At 35.6% G+C, this 21,833-nt stretch carries 23 protein-coding genes; 15 read left to right on the top strand and 8 right to left on the bottom strand.

Annotated features, from left to right (window positions below):
• The 7 genes from F8162_RS28085 (at nucleotide 1) to F8162_RS28055 (ending at nucleotide 10,253) form a co-directional block, all read left to right on the top strand.
• Nucleotides 1-1,548 carry a glycosyltransferase family 2 protein gene (locus tag F8162_RS28085; protein WP_151631855.1) on the top strand — a complete coding sequence of 516 codons (1,548 nt, stop codon included), beginning with the start codon at nucleotides 1-3 and terminating at the stop codon, nucleotides 1,546-1,548.
• Nucleotides 1,538-2,782, top strand: a complete 1,245-nt coding sequence (locus F8162_RS28080; protein WP_151631853.1) for a nucleotide sugar dehydrogenase — start codon at nucleotides 1,538-1,540, stop codon at nucleotides 2,780-2,782. The genes F8162_RS28085 and F8162_RS28080 overlap by 11 nt, the downstream gene beginning before the upstream one ends.
• Nucleotides 2,779-3,744, top strand: coding sequence for an NAD-dependent epimerase/dehydratase family protein (locus F8162_RS28075; protein WP_151631851.1), 966 nt, complete (start codon nucleotides 2,779-2,781; stop codon nucleotides 3,742-3,744). Before F8162_RS28080 ends, F8162_RS28075 begins: the two co-directional genes overlap by 4 nt.
• Nucleotides 3,737-5,284, top strand: a complete 1,548-nt coding sequence (locus tag F8162_RS28070; protein WP_151631918.1) for a glycosyltransferase family 2 protein — start codon at nucleotides 3,737-3,739, stop codon at nucleotides 5,282-5,284. Before F8162_RS28075 ends, F8162_RS28070 begins: the two co-directional genes overlap by 8 nt.
• A gap of 339 nt (nucleotides 5,285-5,623) precedes the next feature.
• On the top strand, nucleotides 5,624-7,873 hold the full coding sequence (pflB, locus tag F8162_RS28065; protein WP_087979337.1) for a formate C-acetyltransferase: 2,250 nt from the start codon (nucleotides 5,624-5,626) through the stop codon (nucleotides 7,871-7,873).
• A gap of 69 nt (nucleotides 7,874-7,942) precedes the next feature.
• The gene (gene pflA, locus F8162_RS28060; RefSeq protein ID WP_151631849.1) at nucleotides 7,943-8,674 is read left to right on the top strand and encodes a pyruvate formate-lyase-activating protein; all 732 of its coding nucleotides are present in this window, start codon (nucleotides 7,943-7,945) and stop codon (nucleotides 8,672-8,674) included.
• Nucleotides 8,675-9,086: 412 nt separating this feature from the next.
• Entirely contained in the window at nucleotides 9,087-10,253 is a 1,167-nt protein-coding gene (locus F8162_RS28055; RefSeq protein WP_151631847.1) for a diglucosyl diacylglycerol synthase, read from the top strand.
• A 369-nt stretch (nucleotides 10,254-10,622) separates the two neighbouring features.
• Here the strand turns inward: F8162_RS28055 and F8162_RS28050 are convergent, their stop codons facing one another.
• The 4 genes from F8162_RS28050 to F8162_RS28035 form a co-directional block, all read right to left on the bottom strand.
• Nucleotides 10,623-10,742, bottom strand: coding sequence for a YfhE family protein (locus tag F8162_RS28050; protein WP_000358484.1), 120 nt, complete (start codon nucleotides 10,740-10,742; stop codon nucleotides 10,623-10,625).
• A gap of 109 nt (nucleotides 10,743-10,851) precedes the next feature.
• Nucleotides 10,852-11,409, bottom strand: a complete 558-nt coding sequence (locus tag F8162_RS28045) for a GNAT family N-acetyltransferase (protein WP_151631845.1) — start codon at nucleotides 11,407-11,409, stop codon at nucleotides 10,852-10,854.
• A 241-nt stretch (nucleotides 11,410-11,650) separates the two neighbouring features.
• On the bottom strand, nucleotides 11,651-12,781 hold the full coding sequence (locus tag F8162_RS28040) for an amidohydrolase (protein WP_151631843.1): 1,131 nt from the start codon (nucleotides 12,779-12,781) through the stop codon (nucleotides 11,651-11,653).
• A 139-nt stretch (nucleotides 12,782-12,920) separates the two neighbouring features.
• Complete coding sequence (locus F8162_RS28035; RefSeq protein WP_151631842.1) at nucleotides 12,921-13,826, bottom strand: TIGR01777 family oxidoreductase; 906 nt, start codon at nucleotides 13,824-13,826, stop codon at nucleotides 12,921-12,923.
• Nucleotides 13,827-13,907: 81 nt separating this feature from the next.
• Between F8162_RS28035 and recX the strand changes: the two genes are divergently transcribed.
• Complete coding sequence (gene recX, locus F8162_RS28030) at nucleotides 13,908-14,720, top strand: recombination regulator RecX (protein WP_151631840.1); 813 nt, start codon at nucleotides 13,908-13,910, stop codon at nucleotides 14,718-14,720.
• Between the two features lie 10 nt (nucleotides 14,721-14,730).
• Nucleotides 14,731-15,048 carry a YfhH family protein gene (locus F8162_RS28025; protein WP_120341220.1) on the top strand — a complete coding sequence of 106 codons (318 nt, stop codon included), beginning with the start codon at nucleotides 14,731-14,733 and terminating at the stop codon, nucleotides 15,046-15,048.
• 64 nt (nucleotides 15,049-15,112) lie between these two features.
• Here the strand turns inward: F8162_RS28025 and F8162_RS28020 are convergent, their stop codons facing one another.
• Together F8162_RS28020 and F8162_RS28015 are read right to left on the bottom strand one after the other, a co-directional pair.
• The gene (locus tag F8162_RS28020; protein WP_000122093.1) at nucleotides 15,113-15,265 is read right to left on the bottom strand and encodes a YpzG family protein; all 153 of its coding nucleotides are present in this window, start codon (nucleotides 15,263-15,265) and stop codon (nucleotides 15,113-15,115) included.
• A 46-nt stretch (nucleotides 15,266-15,311) separates the two neighbouring features.
• The gene (locus F8162_RS28015; protein WP_000517891.1) at nucleotides 15,312-15,470 is read right to left on the bottom strand and encodes a small, acid-soluble spore protein K; all 159 of its coding nucleotides are present in this window, start codon (nucleotides 15,468-15,470) and stop codon (nucleotides 15,312-15,314) included.
• Nucleotides 15,471-15,593: 123 nt separating this feature from the next.
• On the opposite strand from F8162_RS28015, the gene F8162_RS28010 reads away from it, so the two are divergent.
• A complete protein-coding gene (locus F8162_RS28010; protein ID WP_151631838.1) occupies nucleotides 15,594-15,860 on the top strand; it encodes a YfhJ family protein in 267 nt (88 codons plus the stop codon).
• Between the two features lie 24 nt (nucleotides 15,861-15,884).
• On the opposite strand, the gene F8162_RS28005 is transcribed toward F8162_RS28010, so the two are convergent.
• On the bottom strand, nucleotides 15,885-16,865 hold the full coding sequence (locus F8162_RS28005) for a metal-dependent hydrolase (RefSeq protein ID WP_151631836.1): 981 nt from the start codon (nucleotides 16,863-16,865) through the stop codon (nucleotides 15,885-15,887).
• Nucleotides 16,866-17,014: 149 nt separating this feature from the next.
• Here F8162_RS28005 and mutY point away from each other — a divergent pair, with 149 nt between their 5' ends.
• Entirely contained in the window at nucleotides 17,015-18,112 is a 1,098-nt protein-coding gene (mutY, locus tag F8162_RS28000) for an A/G-specific adenine glycosylase (RefSeq protein ID WP_151631834.1), read from the top strand.
• Nucleotides 18,113-18,146: 34 nt separating this feature from the next.
• Here mutY and F8162_RS27995 read toward each other — a convergent pair whose 3' ends face one another.
• Nucleotides 18,147-18,371, bottom strand: coding sequence for a hypothetical protein (locus F8162_RS27995; RefSeq protein ID WP_151631832.1), 225 nt, complete (start codon nucleotides 18,369-18,371; stop codon nucleotides 18,147-18,149).
• Between the two features lie 125 nt (nucleotides 18,372-18,496).
• On the opposite strand from F8162_RS27995, the gene F8162_RS27990 reads away from it, so the two are divergent.
• From F8162_RS27990 to F8162_RS27975, 4 genes are all read left to right on the top strand, one after another.
• A complete protein-coding gene (locus tag F8162_RS27990; RefSeq protein WP_000039038.1) occupies nucleotides 18,497-18,778 on the top strand; it encodes a gamma-type small acid-soluble spore protein in 282 nt (93 codons plus the stop codon).
• Between the two features lie 188 nt (nucleotides 18,779-18,966).
• A complete protein-coding gene (locus tag F8162_RS27985; protein ID WP_000997582.1) occupies nucleotides 18,967-19,227 on the top strand; it encodes a YgaB family protein in 261 nt (86 codons plus the stop codon).
• 250 nt (nucleotides 19,228-19,477) lie between these two features.
• Nucleotides 19,478-20,008 (top strand): DUF402 domain-containing protein, encoded by a 531-nt coding sequence (locus F8162_RS27980; protein WP_000506626.1) that lies wholly within the window; start codon nucleotides 19,478-19,480, stop codon nucleotides 20,006-20,008.
• A 54-nt stretch (nucleotides 20,009-20,062) separates the two neighbouring features.
• A complete protein-coding gene (locus F8162_RS27975) occupies nucleotides 20,063-21,823 on the top strand; it encodes an ABC transporter ATP-binding protein (RefSeq protein WP_151631830.1) in 1,761 nt (586 codons plus the stop codon).
• Nucleotides 21,824-21,833: the final 10 nt, after the last annotated feature.

Below are 21,833 nucleotides of genomic sequence, written 5' to 3'. Positions count from 1 at the left end.
ATGAGAGTATCAGTTATTATTCCAGTTCATAACGAAGCGAGTACTTTATCACAAGTTTTAGTAGAAGTAGAGAAATTGAAACCTTATGAAATTATCGTAGTAGATAATGGATCGACAGATGGGACGAAAGAAATAGCGCTACAACAACATTGCCATGTCATTTATTATCAATATTCTCTTGGCAATGATGTTGGACGGGCAATTGGAGCAAGAGAAGCGAAAGGTGACATTGTTTTGTTTTTAGATGGTGACATTGTCATTGATAGTAAAGAGCTGCAACGTTTCGTAAAAGGAATTCAGCAAGGTCACCAAATTGTTGTGAATAATTTAACATGGTCCGTTTATTTAAAGATGAGACCGCATTATACGACAGTTAGCAAATGTATGTTGAATCGTTATTTGAATAAAAAAGAGCTTGTTGTTGGATCTTTAATCGCAATTCCACATGCAATGAGTAGGGAAGTTATTCAGAAATTTGGTTGGTGGAATTTAGCAGATCCAGCACTGTTTCAAGCGATGGCGATGTCTAGAGGAGTAGATATTGTCGATATGGCTTCGGTCGATGTTATTCATACAAATAAAGTGCGTCCTGTTCATACTGGTACATCACCCGGTTCTCCTTATCCGAAAGCGACTAGTCGTATTATGGGAGATCATTTACGTGCTTTGCAATATGTAATCGAAATATATGGTAAGCGTGGTGGTTTTTCGGAAGGAAATAGGGATAGAGGGTTTATAGGAAAGTATAGACCAGTTGTATTACAAAAGAAAAAAGCGAAATATAGTGCCATTATCCCCGTATCAGAAGAGAAAATGACTATAAGATCTGTTATACAAGAAGTAAAAAAAGCCGGTGTAGATGAAATTATAGTGGTTGCGAATGGAGCTGATATTGAGACAATTAAACAAGCAAAGTTAGAGAATGTGATCGTTATTGAATTCGAGGAAGCTCTCGGGCATAACGTGGCCCGAGCGATAGGAGCTATGCATGCCACGACCGATATTTGTTTATTTGTCGATGGTGATTTTGTTATTCCAGGAAAAAAACTAATTCCCTTTTTACATGCTATTGAAGATGGATATGATGTGGCATTAAATGATTTACAGTGTTTATTAGATACGTTTCATCCGGCAGATCCAATTAGTATGGGAAAATATTTTGTGAATTTGGTAGCGAAACGACCAGATTTATGGAATAACTCATTAACGGCAGTACCACATGCTATGCATAAAAAGGTAATAGAGAAAATAGGGTATGATTCTCTTATCATTCCACCGTTAGCTCAAATGAAAGCTATTTTGGAGGGATTCTCTATTACAGCGGTAGAATTTGTAGATGTTATAAAAACAAATCGAGTACGCCCAGAGCAACATGGATTTGTAAATGGGCGCATTCCAGCATTTGACCGTATTTTTGGTGATCAACTTGAGGCAATTGCACATTTATTACAATCCACAGATGAACGCGGGAGCTTTACAGATGGAGAGCGGGATAGAAATATAATTCAACAATTGAGAAAGGAAGAAGAGAATACAGATGAATGTTAGTAGTACAGTTGCTATTATCGGATTAGGATATGTTGGTCTTCCTTTGGCAGTCCATTTTGCAGAGAGAGGACATACAGTACTTGGATTAGATAAAGATACTAGAAAAATAGAATCCATTATAAAAGGAGAAAGTTATATTCCGGATGTTTCTTCTAAATTGTTACAAAGTTTATTGACTAAAAAAAAATTAATAGTAAATACACCAGATCAAGGTATTGCTGATTTTCAAAATAGTGATTATGTTATTGTCACAGTCCCGACTCCAATTAATGAACAAAGAGAACCAGACTTAAGTGCCCTCATTTCAGCTTCGCATTATATACAACAAAACCTTCAAAAAGGACAAACCTTCATTTTCGAAAGCTCCACATATCCAGGCACACTTGAGGAAGTCATTATTCCGATTATTTCTCAAGCAGGCCAAAAGATAGGAGAAGATTTCTATATTGGATATTCCCCTGAGAGAATTGATCCAGCTAATAGTCAATATTCCGTTCAGGATATTCCAAAGGTTATTAGTGGACAAACTGAGCAATGCAAACAAAAAGTACAGGATTTATATAGCACGATCTTCGATGTAGTTGTTCCAGTTAGTTCTCCGAAAGTAGCGGAAATGTGTAAGTTATTTGAAAATATTCAGCGCCTAGTCAATATTTCATTAGTAAATGAGTTAAACACACTATGTGAAAGTTTAGGAATTGATTTTTATGAGGCGCTTGAAGCTGCATCTACAAAACCGTTTGGATTTACCCCATATTGGCCAGGACCAGGAATAGGAGGACATTGTATTCCAGTAGACCCTTTATATTTTCAATGGAGAATAAAAAAGAATGGAGCAATTAGTCAATTAATTGAAGCAGCACATGTGATTAATGAAGAAATGCCAGAGAAAGTAGTCCGGAAAGTAAAAGGCATGGTGCAATCACCTGCATCAGTTTTAATTGTAGGAATTGCGTATAAGAAAGATGTAAATGATTTGAGAGAATCACCGGCGTTACCAATTATTGAATTGTTAATAAAAGAAGGATATGAGATAGAATATCACGATCCATATATTTCTTCTGCAAAATTTGGAGATAAAGTGTATCAATCTGTTTCTTTGGATGAACAAGCTATGAAACAAGCGGGTTGTATTTTAATTTTAACTGATCACTCTAATATCGATTGGAAGCTTTTTAAAGGAATGAAGCGAGTGATAGATACACGTGGAATTATAAAGAAGGTGAGTGTATGAGTGCTAAATGTTTAATTACAGGTGGAGCAGGATTCATCGGATCACATCTAGCTGAAGAACTGGTGAAAAGAGGAAATGAAGTCACGATTGTGGATAACTTTTATAAAGGGAAAAATAAATATCATGATGAGTTAATGAAAGAAATTCGGGTTATTCCAATAAGCGTTTTAGATAAAAATTCTATTTATGAATTAGTAAACCAACATGATGTAGTGTTTCATTTAGCAGCAATTTTAGGTGTGAAAACGACAATGGAAAAGAGTATAGAGCTTATTGAAACGAATTTTGATGGAACGAGAAACATTTTACAAGCAGCGCTAAAAGGACAGAAGAAAGTAGTCTTTGCGTCTACTTCAGAAGTATATGGTAAGGCAAAGCCACCCTTCTCTGAAGAGGGGGATCGATTATACGGGGCAACTTCTAAAATACGTTGGAGTTATGCAATCTGTAAAACGTTAGAAGAAACATTATGTTTAGGATACGCTTTAGAAGGTTTACCTGTAACGATTGTTCGTTATTTTAATATTTATGGTCCAAGAGCGAAAGATGGTCCGTATGCAGGGGTAATCCCACGATTTATCAGTGCGGCCCTGCAAGGAGAAGACATTCTCGTATATGGAGATGGAAAGCAGACACGTTGCTTTACGTATGTAAGTGACGCGGTAGAGGCAACGATTCGAGCGATGGATGAGAAGGTAAATGGTGAGATTATTAATATAGGTTCTGAGAACGAAAAGAGTATAAAAGAAGTAGCAGAAGTAATTAAAAAACTAACGAAATCTTCTTCAAAGATTGCTCAAGTTCCTTTCGAAGAGGTATATCCACATGGCTTTGAAGAAATTCCAAATAGAAGACCAGATGTAACGAAATTAAGAGAACTTGTTCAATTTCAAGCGACAGTAACGTGGGAACAAGGATTGAAAGAAACTATTAAGTGGTTTCGTGAAGAAAACAATGGCTAAGTCGCTATCGATTATTATACCTGTATGTAATGAAGCAGATACGATTTCAGACGTTATTCAATCGGTAAAAGGATTAAATCCAGTAGAGGTTATTGTAGTGGCAAATGGCTGTAATGATGGTACTGAAGAGGTTGCTGATCGTTTAGGGTGTAAAGTAATCAAGTATACAGAGCTACTAGGGAACGATGTTGGACGTGCAGTCGGCGCAAAACACGCGATAGGTGATGTACTACTGTTTATAGATGGAGATTTTGCTATTCCAACTTCAAAATTACAATTATTCCTGAATCCAATTTTACATGATCAGGCCGACATCGTTTTAAATAATTTGGACGCATTATTTTTAAAGAAACAAAAACCGCACTCCGTGACAGTATGGCGTCAAATATTAAATGCAATGTTAGAGCGTGAAGAGTTAAAAATTGATTCTTTATTATCTGTACCTCATGCGTTGACGAGAGAGGTTGTTCAAAGTATTGGATATGAATGTTTTGTTAATCCTATTGTGGCTCATTTACGCCTAGTACAAAGCAAATGGAGAATTAGTCGTCATTGTGCAATTGACGTTATTACCCCGAATAAATTTCGTCCGACTGAGCATGCTGCGTATGGCACTGGTCTTTCGCAATCTGAAAAACGGATGATAGGTGATCATATAGAAGCTGTAGCGGAGCGAATAGTAGGTAGCGATGAGCGCGGAGGGTATTATGATGGCAATAGGAAAAGAGATAGTGTTTATCATACTTTAGATTTCGAAGATCTTTATCAAGGATGGGGCGTTACATCTAAATTGTATAAAGGAAAGCAATTATCGGTCATTATTCCTGTACAAGATGAAGAAAAAACAATTGGAAATGTTATAGAGGAACTTCGAAAAATTGAACCTTTTGAAATTATCGTTGTTGTAAATGGTTCGTCTGATCAAACAGCAACGATTGCAAAAGAAAAGGGAGCAACAACAATTGTATATAAAGAAGCGCTTGGAAACGATGTAGGGCGTTCACTTGGAACTTACTTTGCAAAAGGGGATATTGTGCTGTTTATAGACGGTGACTTTGTTATTCCAGCTAGGGAATTATATCCTTTCGCAAAAGCTATTGCAGATGGAGTGGATGTCGCATTAAATAATCTAAATCATTATTTAGATTTAAGAGTACCGCTTCACCTTGTAACTGCATTTAAATATGCATTAAATTTAGCTTGTGATAGAAAAGATCTAGGAGTAGGCTCACTTATTGCTGTACCGAATGCGTTTAGTCATAAGTGTTTGAAAGAAATCGGATATAGATCTTTACTTTCACCTTGTGTAGCCCAAGTGAAAGCTATTCTGTCAGGATTCGAGATTGCGTGTGTAAGTCGTGTAGAGGTCGATAAGATGAACCGTATTCGTCCCAGTGAACATTTTGCAAAAATAGGTCATCCTCCAGCTGTCTTGCGAATTATAGGTGATCATATAGAAGGATTAGAGCAATTAATTGTATTAGAAGGTAGTCGTGGTGGATTCTATGATGGGAATAGAAAAAGAGATGTTTTAGAGTAGTAACAAAAAAAGTGTACAACATATGTACACTTTTTTGTTCTGTTATAAAAACTATAACAGATTAGGGGATAAGAGTATTACAGCTCTACAATGGGTATTGTTCTTGTATTACAAAATAGGACTCGTATATAAGGATACCAAAAAAATACAATTAAGGAAAGGGTTAATTATAAAGACTTTTAATTGAAGTTAACACTATGCATATAGTAGTTTGCTCAACGTTTCACAAACATGTCACAACTATTTCGTTCACTTTCGCAAAAAAGTAGTATTCTAAGTGTGTAAGCTGTTATATAAAAAATCTTAGTCCTGTACTAATCAAAAATGGAGGAGATTAGGATGACTCAAGTATTAGAAAATGTTAAAAACGCATGGGAAAACTTTAAAGGTGAAAAATGGAAAGCAGAGATTGATGTTCGCGATTTCATTTTAAATAATGTAAACGTTTTCGAAGGGGATGAATCTTTCTTAGCGGGAGCAACTGAAGCAACGAAACAACTTTGGGATCAAGTAATGGATTTAACAACGAAAGAACGTGAAAACGGTGGCGTTCTTGATATGGATACAAAAATTGTTTCTTCTATTACATCACATGAACCAGGATATTTAAATAAAGATATTGAAAAAGTAGTCGGTTTCCAAACTGAAAAACCATTTAAACGTTCTTTACAACCATATGGTGGTATTCGTATGGCGGAACAAGCTTGTGAATCTTATGGATACGAAATGGATAAAGAACTTAGTCGTATTTTTAGAGATTGGAGAAAAACGCATAATCAAGGTGTATTTGATGCATACACGCCAGAAATGAAAGCGGCTCGTAAATCAGGTGTAATTACTGGTCTTCCAGATGCATACGGACGTGGACGTATTATCGGTGACTATCGACGCGTAGCATTATATGGTATTGATCATTTAATTGAAGTGAAAAAAGCTGATTTGAATTTAACTGGCGGTGTAATGAGCGAAGATACAATGCGTTTACGCGAAGAGTTATCTGAGCAAATGCGTGCACTTCAAGAGCTAAAACAAATGGCTGCTTCTCATGGCTTTGATATTTCTAAGCCAGCAACAAACACACAAGAAGCATTCCAATGGTTATACTTCGCATACCTTGCAGCAATTAAAGAGCAAAACGGAGCTGCGATGAGTCTTGGACGTACTTCTACATTCTTAGATATTTATATTGAAAGAGATTTAGCAAACGGTACTTTAACAGAAGAAGAAGTACAAGAAATTGTGGATCACTTCATTATGAAATTACGTCTTGTGAAATTTGCAAGAACACCTGATTATAATGAATTATTCTCTGGTGACCCAACTTGGGTAACTGAGTCTATCGGTGGTATGGCATTAGATGGTCGTCCATTAGTAACGAAGAACTCATTCCGTTTCTTGCATACATTAGATAATTTAGGACCAGCTCCAGAACCAAACTTAACAGTTCTTTGGTCTAAACAATTACCACAGAACTTTAAAAACTACTGTGCGAAAATGTCTATTAAAACATCAGCAATTCAATATGAAAATGATGACATTATGCGTGCTGACTACGGCGATGACTACGGAATTGCTTGTTGTGTATCTGCAATGAGAATTGGTAAACAAATGCAGTTCTTCGGTGCACGTGCAAACTTAGCAAAAGCATTACTATATGCGATTAACGGTGGTAAAGATGAAAAATCTAAAGCACAAGTTGGTCCTGAGTATGCACCGATTACTTCTGAAGTATTAGATTATGAGGAAGTTATGCGTAAGTTTGATATGACAATGGAATGGTTAGCAGGTCTATATTTAAACACATTAAATGTTATTCATTACATGCATGATAAATATAGCTACGAACGTATTGAAATGGCACTTCATGATACAAATGTTCTTCGTACAATGGCAACAGGTATCGCGGGTCTATCTGTAGTAGCAGACTCTTTAAGTGCAATTAAACACGCAAAAGTAAAACCAATTCGTGATGAAAACGGTATTGCAGTTGACTTTGAAATCGAAGGAGATTTCCCTAAATACGGTAACAATGATGACCGTGTAGATGAAATCGCTGTAAATCTTGTAAAAACATTTATGAATAAACTTCGTAAACATAAAACATACAGAAATTCTGTTCATACAATGTCTATCTTAACAATCACATCTAACGTTGTATACGGTAAGAAAACTGGTAACACTCCAGATGGTCGCCGTACTGGAGAACCATTTGCACCAGGTGCGAACCCAATGCATGGCCGTGATACAAAAGGTGCATTAGCTTCATTATTATCTGTAGCTAAATTACCATATGAAGATGCACAAGATGGTATTTCTAATACGTTCTCTATTATTCCAAAAGCACTTGGTAAAGAAGATGATGTACAAGTACGTAACTTAGTATCAATGCTTGATGGTTATGCAGTAAAAGAAGGACATCACTTAAATATTAACGTATTTAATCGTGAAACATTAATGGATGCGATGGAACATCCTGAGAAATATCCACAATTAACAATTCGCGTATCTGGTTACGCTGTAAACTTTATTAAACTAACTCGTGAACAGCAAATTGATGTAATTAACCGTACAATGCATGAAAGCATGTAAGTGAAAAAAGTGTCCCTCTGTATTTTATAAATAGCAGAGGGAGGCTGTTTCAATAAAGGAGGAAGTAACATGGTAAAAGGAAGAATTCATTCTGTAGAGTCTTGTGGTACTGTTGATGGCCCAGGAATTCGTTATGTCATATTTACACAAGGGTGTTTATTACGTTGTCAATATTGTCATAATGCTGATACGTGGGAGATCGGTAAAGGAAAAGAAATAACAGTTGAAGAAGTAATGCAGGATGTGACATGTTACCTTCCTTTTATTGAAGCTTCTGGAGGCGGTATAACAGTTAGTGGTGGTGAGCCATTATTACAGCTAGATTTCTTAATTGAATTATTTAAGAAATGTAAGGAAGTTGGAATCCATACAACAATTGATTCTTCGGGTGGTTGTTATTCTGAAGAACCAGAATTCCAAAATAAGCTAGATATTTTAATGGATTACACAGATTTAGTTTTATTGGATTTGAAACATATTGATTCAAAGAAACACCGTAAATTAACAGGGAAACCAAATGAACATATTTTACAATTTGCTCGTTATTTATCGGATAAAAATAAACCGATTTGGGTACGACACGTATTAGTTCCTGGTGTTACGGATGATGAAGAGGATCTACAAAAATTATCTAGCTTTATTCAAAGGCTGTCTAATGTTCAGAAAGTTGAAGTGCTACCATACCATAAGCTTGGTGTATATAAATGGGAGGCACTTGGACATAAGTATCCACTTGCGAATGTAGAACCACCTACTGAAAAAAATGTAGAACAAGCAAGACATATTTTACAAGCAGTCTAATCCAAATATTGGGTTAGGCTTTTTGCTTTCTTTACAATAAAACCTAGAGTATATATATTGAAAAGAGTATACTGAAAATAGAATATCCATATTTTTGTAAGGAATAAGTGGAGAAATTTACATAATTGTAAAGGGAAATCAAAATAGTAAAAAGAATTAAGAAGTAAAAGAGTGAGTATCATGGAATAGAGAACATTTGTAAGTTATTGCGAAAGCTCTTATAGGAAAGTATAATGTAAAGATATGAGCACAGATAGGATTAAGGGGTCAATCTTATATGCTTTGCATATCCACGACAGGTACATAGCTGAAAGAGAAGTATTAGAATCTGTTTATGTAATTTTTAAGGAAAATGTTTTTCCTATTGTCGTATATGCAATATGGAGAAACAATAAGCTAGGAGTGGATTTGTTTGATAAAAAACCCCAAGGTTTTAATATTAACTGCACATTACGGTAATGGTCATGTGCAAGTAGCGAAAACATTAGAACAAACATTTCGCCAAAAAGGAATTAAAGATGTAATTGTATGCGATTTGTTCGGAGAATCACATCCAGTTATAACCGATATTACAAAATATTTATATTTAAAAAGTTATACAATAGGAAAAGAATTATACCGCTTGTTTTATTATGGCGTAGAAAAAATTTATGATAAAAAAATAGCATCTTGGTATGCGAACTTTGGAAGAAAACGTTTGAAATTACTTTTACAAGCGGAGAAACCGGATATTGTTATTAATACTTTTCCGATCATAGCTGTACCAGAGTTAAAAAAGCAAACAGGTATTTCAATTCCTGTGTATAATGTATTAACGGATTTTTGTGTGCACAAAATATGGATTCATCGGGAAGTAGATCGTTATTTTGTAGCAACTGATCACGTGAAAAAAATTATGATTGATATTGGTGTGCATGCGGAGCAAATTGTTGAAACTGGAATTCCGATTCGTAGTAGTTTTGAGCTGAAGATAAATCCAGACATTATATATAATAAATATCAGTTATGTAAGAATAAAAAGATTTTACTAATTGTAGCAGGTGCTCATGGGGTATTAGGAAGTGTAAAAGAACTATGCCAATCATTTATGTCAGTACCGGATTTACAAGTAGTTGTCGTTTGTGGGAAAAATGAAGCGTTAAAACAGGAATTATTAGGGGTACAGGAAAAAAATCCTGATGCATTAAAAGTATTTGGTTATGTTGAACATATTGATGAATTATTCCGTGTTACTTCTTGTATGATTACGAAGCCAGGCGGTATTACGTTAAGTGAAGCGGCAGCATTGCAAGTACCTGTCATTTTATATAAGCCTGTTCCAGGACAAGAAAATGAAAATGCGATGTACTTTGAAAGAAAAGGAGCTGCAGTTGTCATTCGTGATGATAGTGAGGTTTTTGCAAAAACAGAGGCGTTATTACAAGATGATATGAAGCTTCTTCAAATGAAAGAAGCGATGAAAAGCATTTATCGTCCGGAGCCAGCTGGTCATATTGTGGATACAATTTTGGCAGAAAATCATGTAGAACCGAATCATATACCTATTAAATCACCTGCTCTTGCACAATTATTTACTTAATATGAAACCCTCTTTTATATGTTTAAAGAGGGTTCTTTATTGTTTTATAAGATAAAGTAATAACTTATCCACATGAAGATTGCGCTTGCATTAAACAGTAAAGTCGAAATATTAACAACTATATCCACATTGTCCACAATTTTTAGAAAACTATCCACAATTCTAACATTTACTATGCGTTACAACATATAAACTTGTGAAGGATTCGTTGAATTTATTCACAATTCTATAAATTGTGTGGATAACATTATCCACACAAAAAAGGTTCCTTTTTTATAAGGAACTTTTTTGTCTATTCTATCACGTAGAAAAAATATGTAATGAGAATGAATAATTAGGGGGGAAAACTTCTAATTATTCATTCTCACTTTAAATACTTTTCGAGCGATAACCCGCTGCGCGATCTGCTTTGCGAAATTCTCGTTGGTAGAGAACCTCTTGTGTACTAGATAATGTGTTTTTTGCTTTGTCACGTTTCTTTTTATCCATTACAAATCACCTCGTGTTCTAAAGTCACTATCTATCGTTTCCAAAGACATGGGGTGATATACGTATATGCAAAATGTCAATGATTAATTATTTTTTCTAAAAATTTAGATTACGCTTCTTTTAATTGATGAGCATCTTGGAACGTTGTATCTCGCATTGTAGCAAGTGTATATTGATCTTTTGGGATTTCATATAAGTTATAGACTTCTTCATTTGCGTTAATTTCATCATAAACGGCTTTTCTTGTTTCGTTTGCTAGATTTACGTATTGTAATTTTTCTGCAGCTTTAATAGAGCGAATATTTATTTTGCGAATACGCATAAAGATCGTTTCAATATATAATTCATAGAAAAGTTCACTAAAAAATGAATCTTTTGCCAATTTATTATAGCCTTTTCCATGATAAGGTTTGCCAAGCCATGTTCCAAGGAATCCGGCTTTTTCTTGCACATCAAATAAAGTAATTGTTCCGATAGGGTTACCCCACTCATCTAAAATTGTGCGTGAAATTAATTCCCCACGCTCCTCAGCTTCAATCGTTTGCTTTGTTAAAAATAAATATTCCTCATATGAATAAGCCTTTTGACGAACAAAAGGGAAGACAGCTGGATCCACCATTAACTCGTATAGAACGTGGCTGTCGTGTAAGTCGCGTTTTTTTAACATACTAACTCCTCCTCACACGAGGGTAGCATGACGAAAAAACACCCCACCCTCGAAATTTTTATATCAATCTTTAAAAAATTTCGGGGTGGGAATCGAACCCACTAGAACCAGTTTCTAACGCTGGTGGCGCACCATTTGCCTTCCCCATTCATCAATTTGAAAATGATAATCACGACACAAATTGATTATGGTTTCATTCAGTTTATAATCGTATAATACTTTATCTAGTCAAAAAAATAAACTAGTTTTTTTTATTTTTTTTGTAAATTATTTTTCCGTCAATCATGGTTAGTACAGGCTTGGCTAAATAATGGAAAGGATGATGAGTCCATAACACGAGATCAGCGTCTTTTCCAACCTCAATGCTTCCAATTCTATCCTCTAAACGTAAATTTCGTGCTGGAAATATAGTGATTCCTTCTAGTGCCGTTTTTTCGTCTAATCCTTCTCTTACTGCGACAGAAGCACAAACATTTAAATATTGAATTGGTGTATAAGGGTGATCGGTTGTTATAGAAACTTCTACTCCATTTTTCGATAATATATGGTAAGTATCCCATGTTTTGTTTTTTAGTTCGATTTTAGAACGGCGTGTAAGAGTGGGGCCAATTGAAACCTTCAAATTGTGTTTCGAAAGTTCTTCAACAATAAAGTGTCCTTCTGTACAATGTTCAATACGTAAATCGAGATTGAATTCTGTTGCAAAGCGTAGAGCAGAACTAATATCATCTGCTCGGTGAGCGTGGATACGTACGGGTATTTCGCGGCGTAATGCTTTTAAGATAGGAAGCATTCGAAAATCAGCTTCATGTCCGTAATGCTGTGCCTCATAGAATGATTCCCGAAGTAATCCCATAATTCCCATACGTGTTATGGATTCTTTTGTTCCATTACTATGGACTTTTTTAGGATTTTCTCCAAAGGCAATTTTTAAGCCAGCAGGCTCTTGAATAATCATATGATCAATGCAAGTTCCAGCTGTTTTTATTACACAAGTCGTACCACCGATAATGTTTTGACTTCCTGGCATAACGTGAACAGTTGTGATGCCATTTTGTACAGCATCTTGAAATGCAATATCAAAAGGGTGGATTCCGTCCAAAGAACGGATATGTGGTGTTGAAACTTCAGATGTTTCATTTGCATCATTGCCAGCCCAACCAGTACCTTCATCATAGAGACCAAGATGAGTATGGACATCAATAAATCCGGGTAAGAGATGAAGAGCACGCGCGTCTATAACTGTCATATCTTGAGTAGGTTGAATGGTAGGCTTGACCTCGGCAATTCGTTCCCCTATAACGAGTACATCCCCTTGAAATTTTGGGGATGTAATAGGATAGACAATGGCTTGCTTGAGCAATATTTTCATAGGTACCTCATTTCTGTTACTTTATAATGTTAATGGAATTTAAGGGAAAGTAACTGAAAGATTATTTGTGTAATAATGCTCCGGATTCTAGAAAATAAAAGTTTTGAAAGGGCCCCTGTAAAACTGTGTTTTAGAAGTACTACATTGTATGCAAAAGTATATTTTGTAATGCATGGTCTATTGCCGAAAATGTGTATTCATACCCATGCTCAATTGCTTTACTAGGTAATACATGTTGCCCTTCTAGTACAAGTATGCTCATCTCACCAAGTAAAGTGTGAAGCATAAATGAAGGGACAGGTAACCAATGAGGTTTTTTCATTATAGTTGCAATGGTTTCTCCAAATTCTTTCATTCTTATAGGGAGGGGAGCTGTAATGTTAAGCGGTCCATCAATTTCTTTTTTGTGTATGATGAAATCAATCAGGCGAACGACATCGTCTATATGAATCCATGATAACCATTGGTTTCCAGAGCCAATTGTACCTCCGATATAGAATTGATAGGGGAGTAGCATTTTTGGAAGAGCTCCTCCATCTGCACCTAATACGACTCCAAATCTTGCGTAGATTGTTCGTATTCCGAGAGAACGTGCTTTAGATGCTTCTTGTTCCCATGAATATACTGTATTTGCTAAAAAGTCATTTCCAGGAATCTCATGCTGTTCTGTAAAAGACTCGGTTTCAGACGTTCCATAGTATCCAATAGCACTTGCGTTAATAAATGTGTTTGGTTTTGCATGGAGTGTTTGCAATTGTTTAATGAGTCCTTTTGTTGTTTGAATTCTACTGTTTAAAATGGAGGCTTTTTGTTTCTTTGTCCATCTACTATTAATAGACTCTCCAGCTAGATTAATAACTACATCAATAGAGGAGAGGGGGAATGTTTGTAAATCTGGTGTCCATTGTACGTATTGAAGGTTAGGGTGGGAAGTTTCAATAGTTTTGTTTCGAGTAAGAATGTAAACATTATATCCTTTTTGAATAAAAAAAGTAGAAAGGTATTTACCGATAAAGCCGGTACCACCAGAAATTGCGATTCTCAAAATTATTTCCTCCTCATTATATATATTCTTGAAAAGCAAAAACGTTCTTTGACTATGTTAAAATAATAGAGAGGTGAGAGTATGGCTGTCATTACAAAAATAGAAGTGCAAAAACGATCGAAAGAACGATTTAATATTTATATTGATAAAGGTCAAGGTGAAGAGTACGGATTTAGTGTGAATGAAGTAATCTTAATAAAACATGGATTACAAAAGGGCTTAGAAATTGATGAAATAGCGTTAGGAAATATTTTGTACAATGAAGAGGTACAAAAAGCATATTTACAAGCAATCTCCTATTTATCCTATCAAATGAGAACGAAACAAGAAATAGAAGATTTTTTACGAAAAAAAGAAGTGGGACAGGCCATCATCTCTGAAGTCGTTTCGAAATTATTACATGACCGGTATATTAATGATAAAGAGTACGCTGTTTTATATACGAGAACGCAAAGTAATGTGAATCGAAAGGGTCCCACTGTTATTAAAAGAGAGTTGTTAAATAAAGGTGTACAGGATCTAATTATTACGCATAGTTTAGAAGAATATCCGAAGGAAAAGCAAATTGAGAATGCTTTACTTCTTATAGAAAAGAAGAAAAGGTCTTATCAAAAGCATTCCTTTTTACAAATGAAGCTAAAGTTAGACGAAATGCTTATTCGTAAAGGATATTCTAGAGATGTGATTCAAATTTGTTTGGAAGAATTGAAAGACGAAAAAGATGACGAAAAGCAACAAGAAGCGTTACACTATCATGGGAATAAATATTATGAGAAATATAAGAAGTATGATGGATGGACATTCGAAAATAAGATGAAACAAGCGTTATATCGCAAAGGATTCTCTATGGATGAGATAGAGATATTTTTGCAGATGAAACGCGAAGAGGGATGAGGGGAATAAGATGAATATGCCAAAGCGCTACAGTGAAATGACACCATATGAGCTGAGGGAAGAAATTGGGACTTTGAAAGAGCAAGCAATAAAAGCTGAGCAACTTGGAATTGTAAATGAGTTCGATGTATTAATGCGAAAGATGGCAATGGCTCGCGCTTATATGACTGACATAAACAAATTCCATATTGGTGAGACATATGAATTGGTAGAAGAACCTGGTATATTATTTGAAATTACGTATTTCAATGGGGTATTTGCTTGGGGACATAAGCAAAATGATAATGAAGAGATTGGAATACCGATTTCCTTATTGCAAGAAAAATAAAAACCAGAGAGCGAATATCTCTCTGGTTTTCATCTTTGGTAGGCGTTACAGGAGATAGGAAATTTTAAAATTGGCGTTTTTTACATTCATTCGCCAATATAATGAGAGACTGGGTTTGTTGCGTCTGTCCGTTAACTTGCGCTTTTGCATGTTTCGGACGAGTCCACGTATGGTTAAATAATTCAGAACGACTATCTAAGCGATCACGGTAGCTCATCTTTATCACCTCGTGTAGGAAGTTAATTTTTTAGGTTGTACCTGTACTATTCTTCCTGCTGGTTTGCAGCACGCATACGTTCTTGTGGGTGCGTGTTAATTGTGCCGTTAGGTCGTTTCGAAGCGAAGCGTGATTTCGCTTTCGGCTGACCATCGATTTTGCTGTTGTTTTTTGACTCAGACCAAAATTCGGCTTGTTTACCCATTGCGAACGCCCTCCTCATCATCAGTTGATACCTCTTTAAGAAGTATCACTTATAGAATGTGCAAAATAGAAGAAACTATCCTTTAGAAATTAAGGGAATAAATAGGTAAAAGGAGAATAGAACATGAATGATATTCACGAAACATTAACAAAAGAATTATTAGGCAAAAATGAAAAACTTTCTTACGCACAAGCTCGTGCGTGGGTTGAATTATTGTGGGAAGACTTTCAAACAACTTATGCTAAATCAGGTCGTTATCAAGGTGATGAAATGACTGAACAAGTGGTACGAACATGGATTAATAATCATGGAGGTCGCCTTCATGAAATGCGTACAAATAATCCAAAATATAGCCATTTGATCAATCAAGAAGACCATTTGAAACATTAAAAAAAGCGACTTAAGTCGCTTTTTTTAATGTGGAAGTAATTCCAGCTTTTTTCGAAGTTTTTCTTCACTAAAAATCCATCCTGTATAGGAATTAATAATATTTAAATTGTGGTCGAGTTGAACGATTGCAACGAATGGATAATAATCTTTACTGCGATAGCGCAAATCAATGAAGCGAACTTCGTAATAATGATCATAATCGAAAATGTCCCAGCGATATACAGGGGAGAAAGATAGAAATGCTGAGATGTTTTCATCTTGTTTAGCTGCGCGCATAATAGCATTATTTGGGAACGGTATACGGTCGAACTTATCATATATCATGATATTACCACGATGCCATCTAGCGACGTAGTAATAATCAGTTGTAACGATTGCTAAATGATAATGATAAAATCTGTAAGAAGGGGAAATGATTATCTTCTCCACATGATTGAAACGTTTATATACGACACTACGTATGTTTCTATGCATCATAATCCGTCCGATATAGTAAACAATCATCAATATATACGCTGCTAAGGCAGTATACCCTTTATGGGAACCTACGAGCATACAAGCAATCGCGAGTAGGTGGATAAAGAAAATGACGGTATCAAATGTATTAATGATGCCGAGTGCTACCCATTTTTTTGTGAAGGGCCGTAATGCCTGTGTACCGTAGGCATTGAAAATATCTACAAAGACATGAAGAAAGACGGCAATAAATGACCAAAGTAGTAGATGCAAATATGGAGCGTCTGAAAAGAAGGCGAAAGAGATACCACTTATAAGGAATGACCAAAGAATCACTGCAGGAATGGAATGAGTAATCCCGCGATGATTTCTTATATATTTAGCGTTATTACGCAATTTTAAAACTGTATCGATGTCAGGAATATTGGAACCGGCAATTGTAGCGAGCATAACTGCTTGTGGCCCAATATCACTTTGTGCTATGGCTGGATCTAACGTGGCCAAACTGCCTAGAGTAACGCCCATAACAAGGTGAGTGGCTGTGTCCATAGAAATACACCTCCGTTTTTTATTAATGTAACTCTTTTTATTCGATACCTCAAGTCCTTTGCCTTCTATTTCCTATGTCATCTTACTTAAATTTTTTCCTAAAATCTTTATAATAGTACTTATATGCAAAAAAATGAGGGGGATCAAGTTTGACACTTGAAATATTAAATAATTTTAACATAGAGCAGTTTCAAAATGATTTAATTGGTTGGTTTGAAAAAGAACAACGCGACTTACCGTGGCGTAAAAATAAAGATCCATACCGTGTCTGGGTTTCAGAAATTATGTTGCAGCAAACGAGGGTAGAAGCTGTAAAACCATATTACGCGAATTTTATGGAGAAGTTTCCTACTTTAGAAGCTTTGGCAAATGCTGATGATGAAGAAGTGTTAAAAGCATGGGAAGGTTTAGGGTATTATTCTAGAGCACGAAATTTACATGCGGCCGTAAAAGAAGTGAAAGAAGTATACGGCGGGATAGTACCGAGTGATGTAAAAAAAATTGAAAAATTAAAAGGAGTCGGACCCTATACAAAAGGTGCTATTTTAAGTATCGCATATGGTATACCAGAGCCAGCAGTTGATGGAAATGTTATGCGTGTATTATCTCGCATTTTATCAGTATGGGATGATATTGCAAAACCGAAAACTAGGAAAGTGTTTGAAGAGATTGTGCGTGAAATTATTTCGGCTGAAAATCCATCTTATTTTAATCAAGGTTTGATGGAATTAGGTGCACTAATTTGTATTCCAAAAAATCCAGCATGCTTACTTTGTCCTGTACGTGAGCATTGCAGGGGATATGCTGAAGGTGTTCAAAAGGAGTTACCAGTAAAAAGTAAAGCGAAGGCTCCTACAATGGTACCAATTGTTGCGGGGGTACTTCAAACAGAGGATGGTCGTTACGTCATTAATAAACGTCCAAGTACCGGATTGTTAGCTAACATGTGGGAGTTTCCAAATACTGAACTTGGGGAAGGGATTCGGAATCAAAAAGAGCAGCTTACAGATTATATGAAAGAAAAATTTGAGCTCTCGATTTCTATTGAAGAATACGCAATGAATGTGCAACATACGTTTACACATCGCACTTGGGATATATTCGTCTTTTACGGAAAAGTAACTGGTGATATTGTTGAAACAGATACATTGAAATTTGTATCGAAAGAAGTATTTGAGCAGTTACCTTTCTCGAAATCGCATCGTACGATTTATGAGAAATGCGTTGAGAAAATTACAATGCAATAAATAAAAAAGTGTTCCCTAGATTGGGAACACTTTTTTAATCGTAAGAAATTTTTGTCCCATGAGTCCAACTAGCCTCACCTTCTTGTAAGCCGCCTCTTGTTTCAATTTCTATTACAATTTCTTTGTAAATACTTTGACCTTCTGCGTTTAAATAAGGCAGAATCTGTTGTAATGAATGATGAAAATAAGCTAATTCATCTTCTTTCCACTCATTTTTTGAAACCATCGTTAGTTCAGTCATGTCGCGTCCTATATACATATTTCCACCTCCATGTTCTATAGTTTTAATGAGTGATGAGAGATATATGCGAAAATTTTTAAAAAGAAAATTACGGATAGTTTCTAAGTGAATTGGTTACATTATTGGTTGTGGAGGTGAGAAAGATGAGTAAAAAACAACAAGGTTATAACAAGGCAACTTCTGGTGCTAGCATTCAAAGTACAAATGCTAGTTATGGTACAGAGTTTGCGACTGAAACAAATGTACAAGCAGTAAAACAAGCGAACGCACAATCAGAAGCAAAGAAAGCACAAGCTTCTGGTGCACAAAGTGCAAACGCTAGTTATGGTACAGAATTTGCAACTGAAACAGACGTGCATGCTGTGAAAAAACAAAATGCACAATCAGCTGCAAAACAATCACAATCTTCTAGTTCAAACGAGTAATGAAAGAAAAACACTTCTCCAATTCGAGAGAAGTGTTTTCTTTGTGTGCGGGTCATTGTAATGAAAAGAAAGCGAACGACATAACTTCTAATAAGTCAACAAATGTAGTCAAAGGAGAAGGAAGTTAAAGATTAGAAATATGTAATTAGAAATAATAACTGATGAATAAATCTAAAAGGGGGTAAGTAATGAACGATTTTGATAAGTTGGTAGGAGAGCAATTGGAAACGATGGATGAGTTGTTAAAGTTACAAGCTCATCTAGAGAAATATCAGCAAATTGAAATGAGCGAAAAGGATACGTGCGATAAAAAGGAATTACATTTTATCCGCCAAGAAATATATAGAACAGAATTAGCGTTAAAACTGTTGCATGAGAAATTTGAAGAGCAAACAAATAGTGTGATTCAATCTTTTGAAACTGAAAAAATGATTTCGAATTTAGGGTAACGCATATTGTTACCTTCCGGTGAAAGGCCCTTCTTTAGATAGAAATAAGGAAGGGCTTTTTCTATTCCCATTTCCTCGTTTGTAAATCATTCAGCGAAGGCCCCGTCTCCTAAGAAGATTAGGGATATAGTATTCAGTGTGAAAAATAGAGTCTTGTCGCTTTAGTTTTAAAATTTCGACAAAAAAGTTATAATAGAAAAAAAGTGAATGCAGCTCAAAGGGCATTTGCAGTTGAAAGAAGGGAGCATATATGGGATTTCCCAAAGAAGGAGAAAAAGTACAAATACATAGTTATAAACATAATGGCTCCATTCATAGAATGTGGGAAGAGACAACAATTTTAAAAGGGACACAGAGTCTTGTAATCGGAGCAAATGATCGTACAGTAGTGACAGAATCAGATGGCCGAACATGGATTACTCGTGAACCAGCAATTTGTTATTTTCATGCAAACTATTGGTTCAATGTGATTGGGATGCTAAGGGAAGAGGGAGTATATTATTATTGTAATTTAGGCTCACCTTTTGCATATGATTCTGAAGCATTGAAGTACATTGATTATGATTTAGATATTAAAGTATATCCAGATATGACATATACGCTTTTAGATGAAGATGAGTATGAAAAGCATAGTCAAATTATGCAGTATCCACCTGTTATTGATACTATTTTAAAACGAAATGTAGCACAATTAACACAATGGATTCATCAAAGAAAAGGGCCATTCGCGCCAGATTTTGTAGATATGTGGTATGAAAGATATTTAATGTACAGAAATTAAAACAAACCTGCAGGGGATTTCCCGGCAGGTTTGTCCTATTAGAGGGGGGATTATGTGCAAGGTATAAAAAGATATTTGCAATTTGTTAAACCATATCGATGGCTTATTGCTATTACGATTATGATTGGTCTAGTTAAATTCGGCATTCCGCTTATTATGCCGTGGTTATTAAAATATATTATCGATGATGTAATTCAAGGTGGAGGATCACTTCAAGATAAAACATCCCAATTAGTAACAGCCGTTGGGATTGCCTTTTTTATTTTTGCAGTAATAAGACCGCCAATTGAATATTATCGTCAATATTTCGCGCAGCGTATCGCAAATACAATACTATATGATTTGAGAAAACATATTTTTGGTCATTTGCAAAAGTTGAGTTTACGCTATTATTCGAACACAAAAACAGGGGAAATTATTTCACGTGTAATCCATGATGTAGAACAAACGAAGGATTTTGTAATTACTGGTTTGATGAATGTTTGGTTAGATACGGCAACAATTGCTATCGCTATTATTGTTATGTTTTCTATGAATGTAAAATTGACATTTGTTGCGCTATTAATTTTACCTATTTATGTAGTGGCAGTGAAATATTTTTTCGGGCGTCTTCGAAAATTGACGAAAGAGCGTTCACAAGCGTTAGCAACGATGCAAGGGTATTTACATGAACGTATTCAAGGAATGCAGGTGACACGTAGTTTTGCATTAGAAGAGTATGAGGGTAAGCAGTTTGAAAAAAGAAATAATGAATTTTTAACGAAAGCGTTAACGCATACGAGTTGGACTGCAAGGACGTTTTCGGCAGTAAATACGTTAACAGACTTAGGTCCGTTACTTGTGATCGGTTTTGCAGCATATGAAGTGATTCAGGGGCAGTTAACGTTAGGGACTATGGTTGCCTTTGTTGGATATATGGATAGTTTGTATAGTCCACTTCGTCGCCTTGTTAATTCCTCTACAACATTAACACAGTCTTTCGCATCGATGGATCGAGTGTTTGAATTGTTAGATGAGAAATACGATATTGTGAATGTACCAAGTGCGGTACAAACGACAAAATTAAATGGTGAAGTGATATTTGATAATGTATCTTTTCGTTACAATTCGAATGAAAAAGAAATATTACATAACCTTTCGTTAACTATGTTGCCGGGAGAGAAGGTAGCACTTGTAGGAGCGAGTGGGGGAGGGAAGTCATCTCTTGCTAGTTTAATTCCGCGTTTTTATGATGTTTCTTCAGGCACAGTTTATGTAGATGGGATAGATGTCAGAAAGTACAATATGAGAAATTTACGTAGTCATATTGGAATTGTACTGCAAGATAATTTGTTATTTAGTGATACAATCGGGGCAAATATTTTATATGGAAATCCGAAAGCTACAGAGGAAGAAGTGATTTCAGCTGCTAAAGCTGCGCAAATTCATGATTTTATTATAGAGTTACCTGATGGTTATGATACTGTCGTTGGGGAACGCGGTGTGAAGTTATCTGGTGGGCAAAGGCAACGTGTAGCGATTGCGCGAGTGTTTCTAAAGAATCCATCGTTACTTATATTAGATGAGGCGACTTCCGCTTTAGATTTAGAAAATGAACGGTATATTCAGCAGGCACTTCAGACGTTAGCTGCTGATCGAACGACGATCATAATCGCACATCGATTGGCGACGATTACGCATGTGGATACAATTATTTACATTGAAGATGGTGAAATTAAAGAAACAGGTTCTCATGAAGAATTAATGAAAAAAAGAGGGTTTTATTACAATTTATATCAACTTCAACATATAACAGAAACAGCTCCTTTAGCGTAAAAGGAGCTGT

Origin of the sequence: Bacillus sp. CH140a_4T (genome assembly GCF_008923725.1) — a bacterium.
Lineage (GTDB): Bacteria > Bacillota > Bacilli > Bacillales > Bacillaceae_G > Bacillus_A.
Note: the sequence above shows the minus strand (reverse complement) of the source record. Positions and strands in the feature narration are given on the sequence as shown.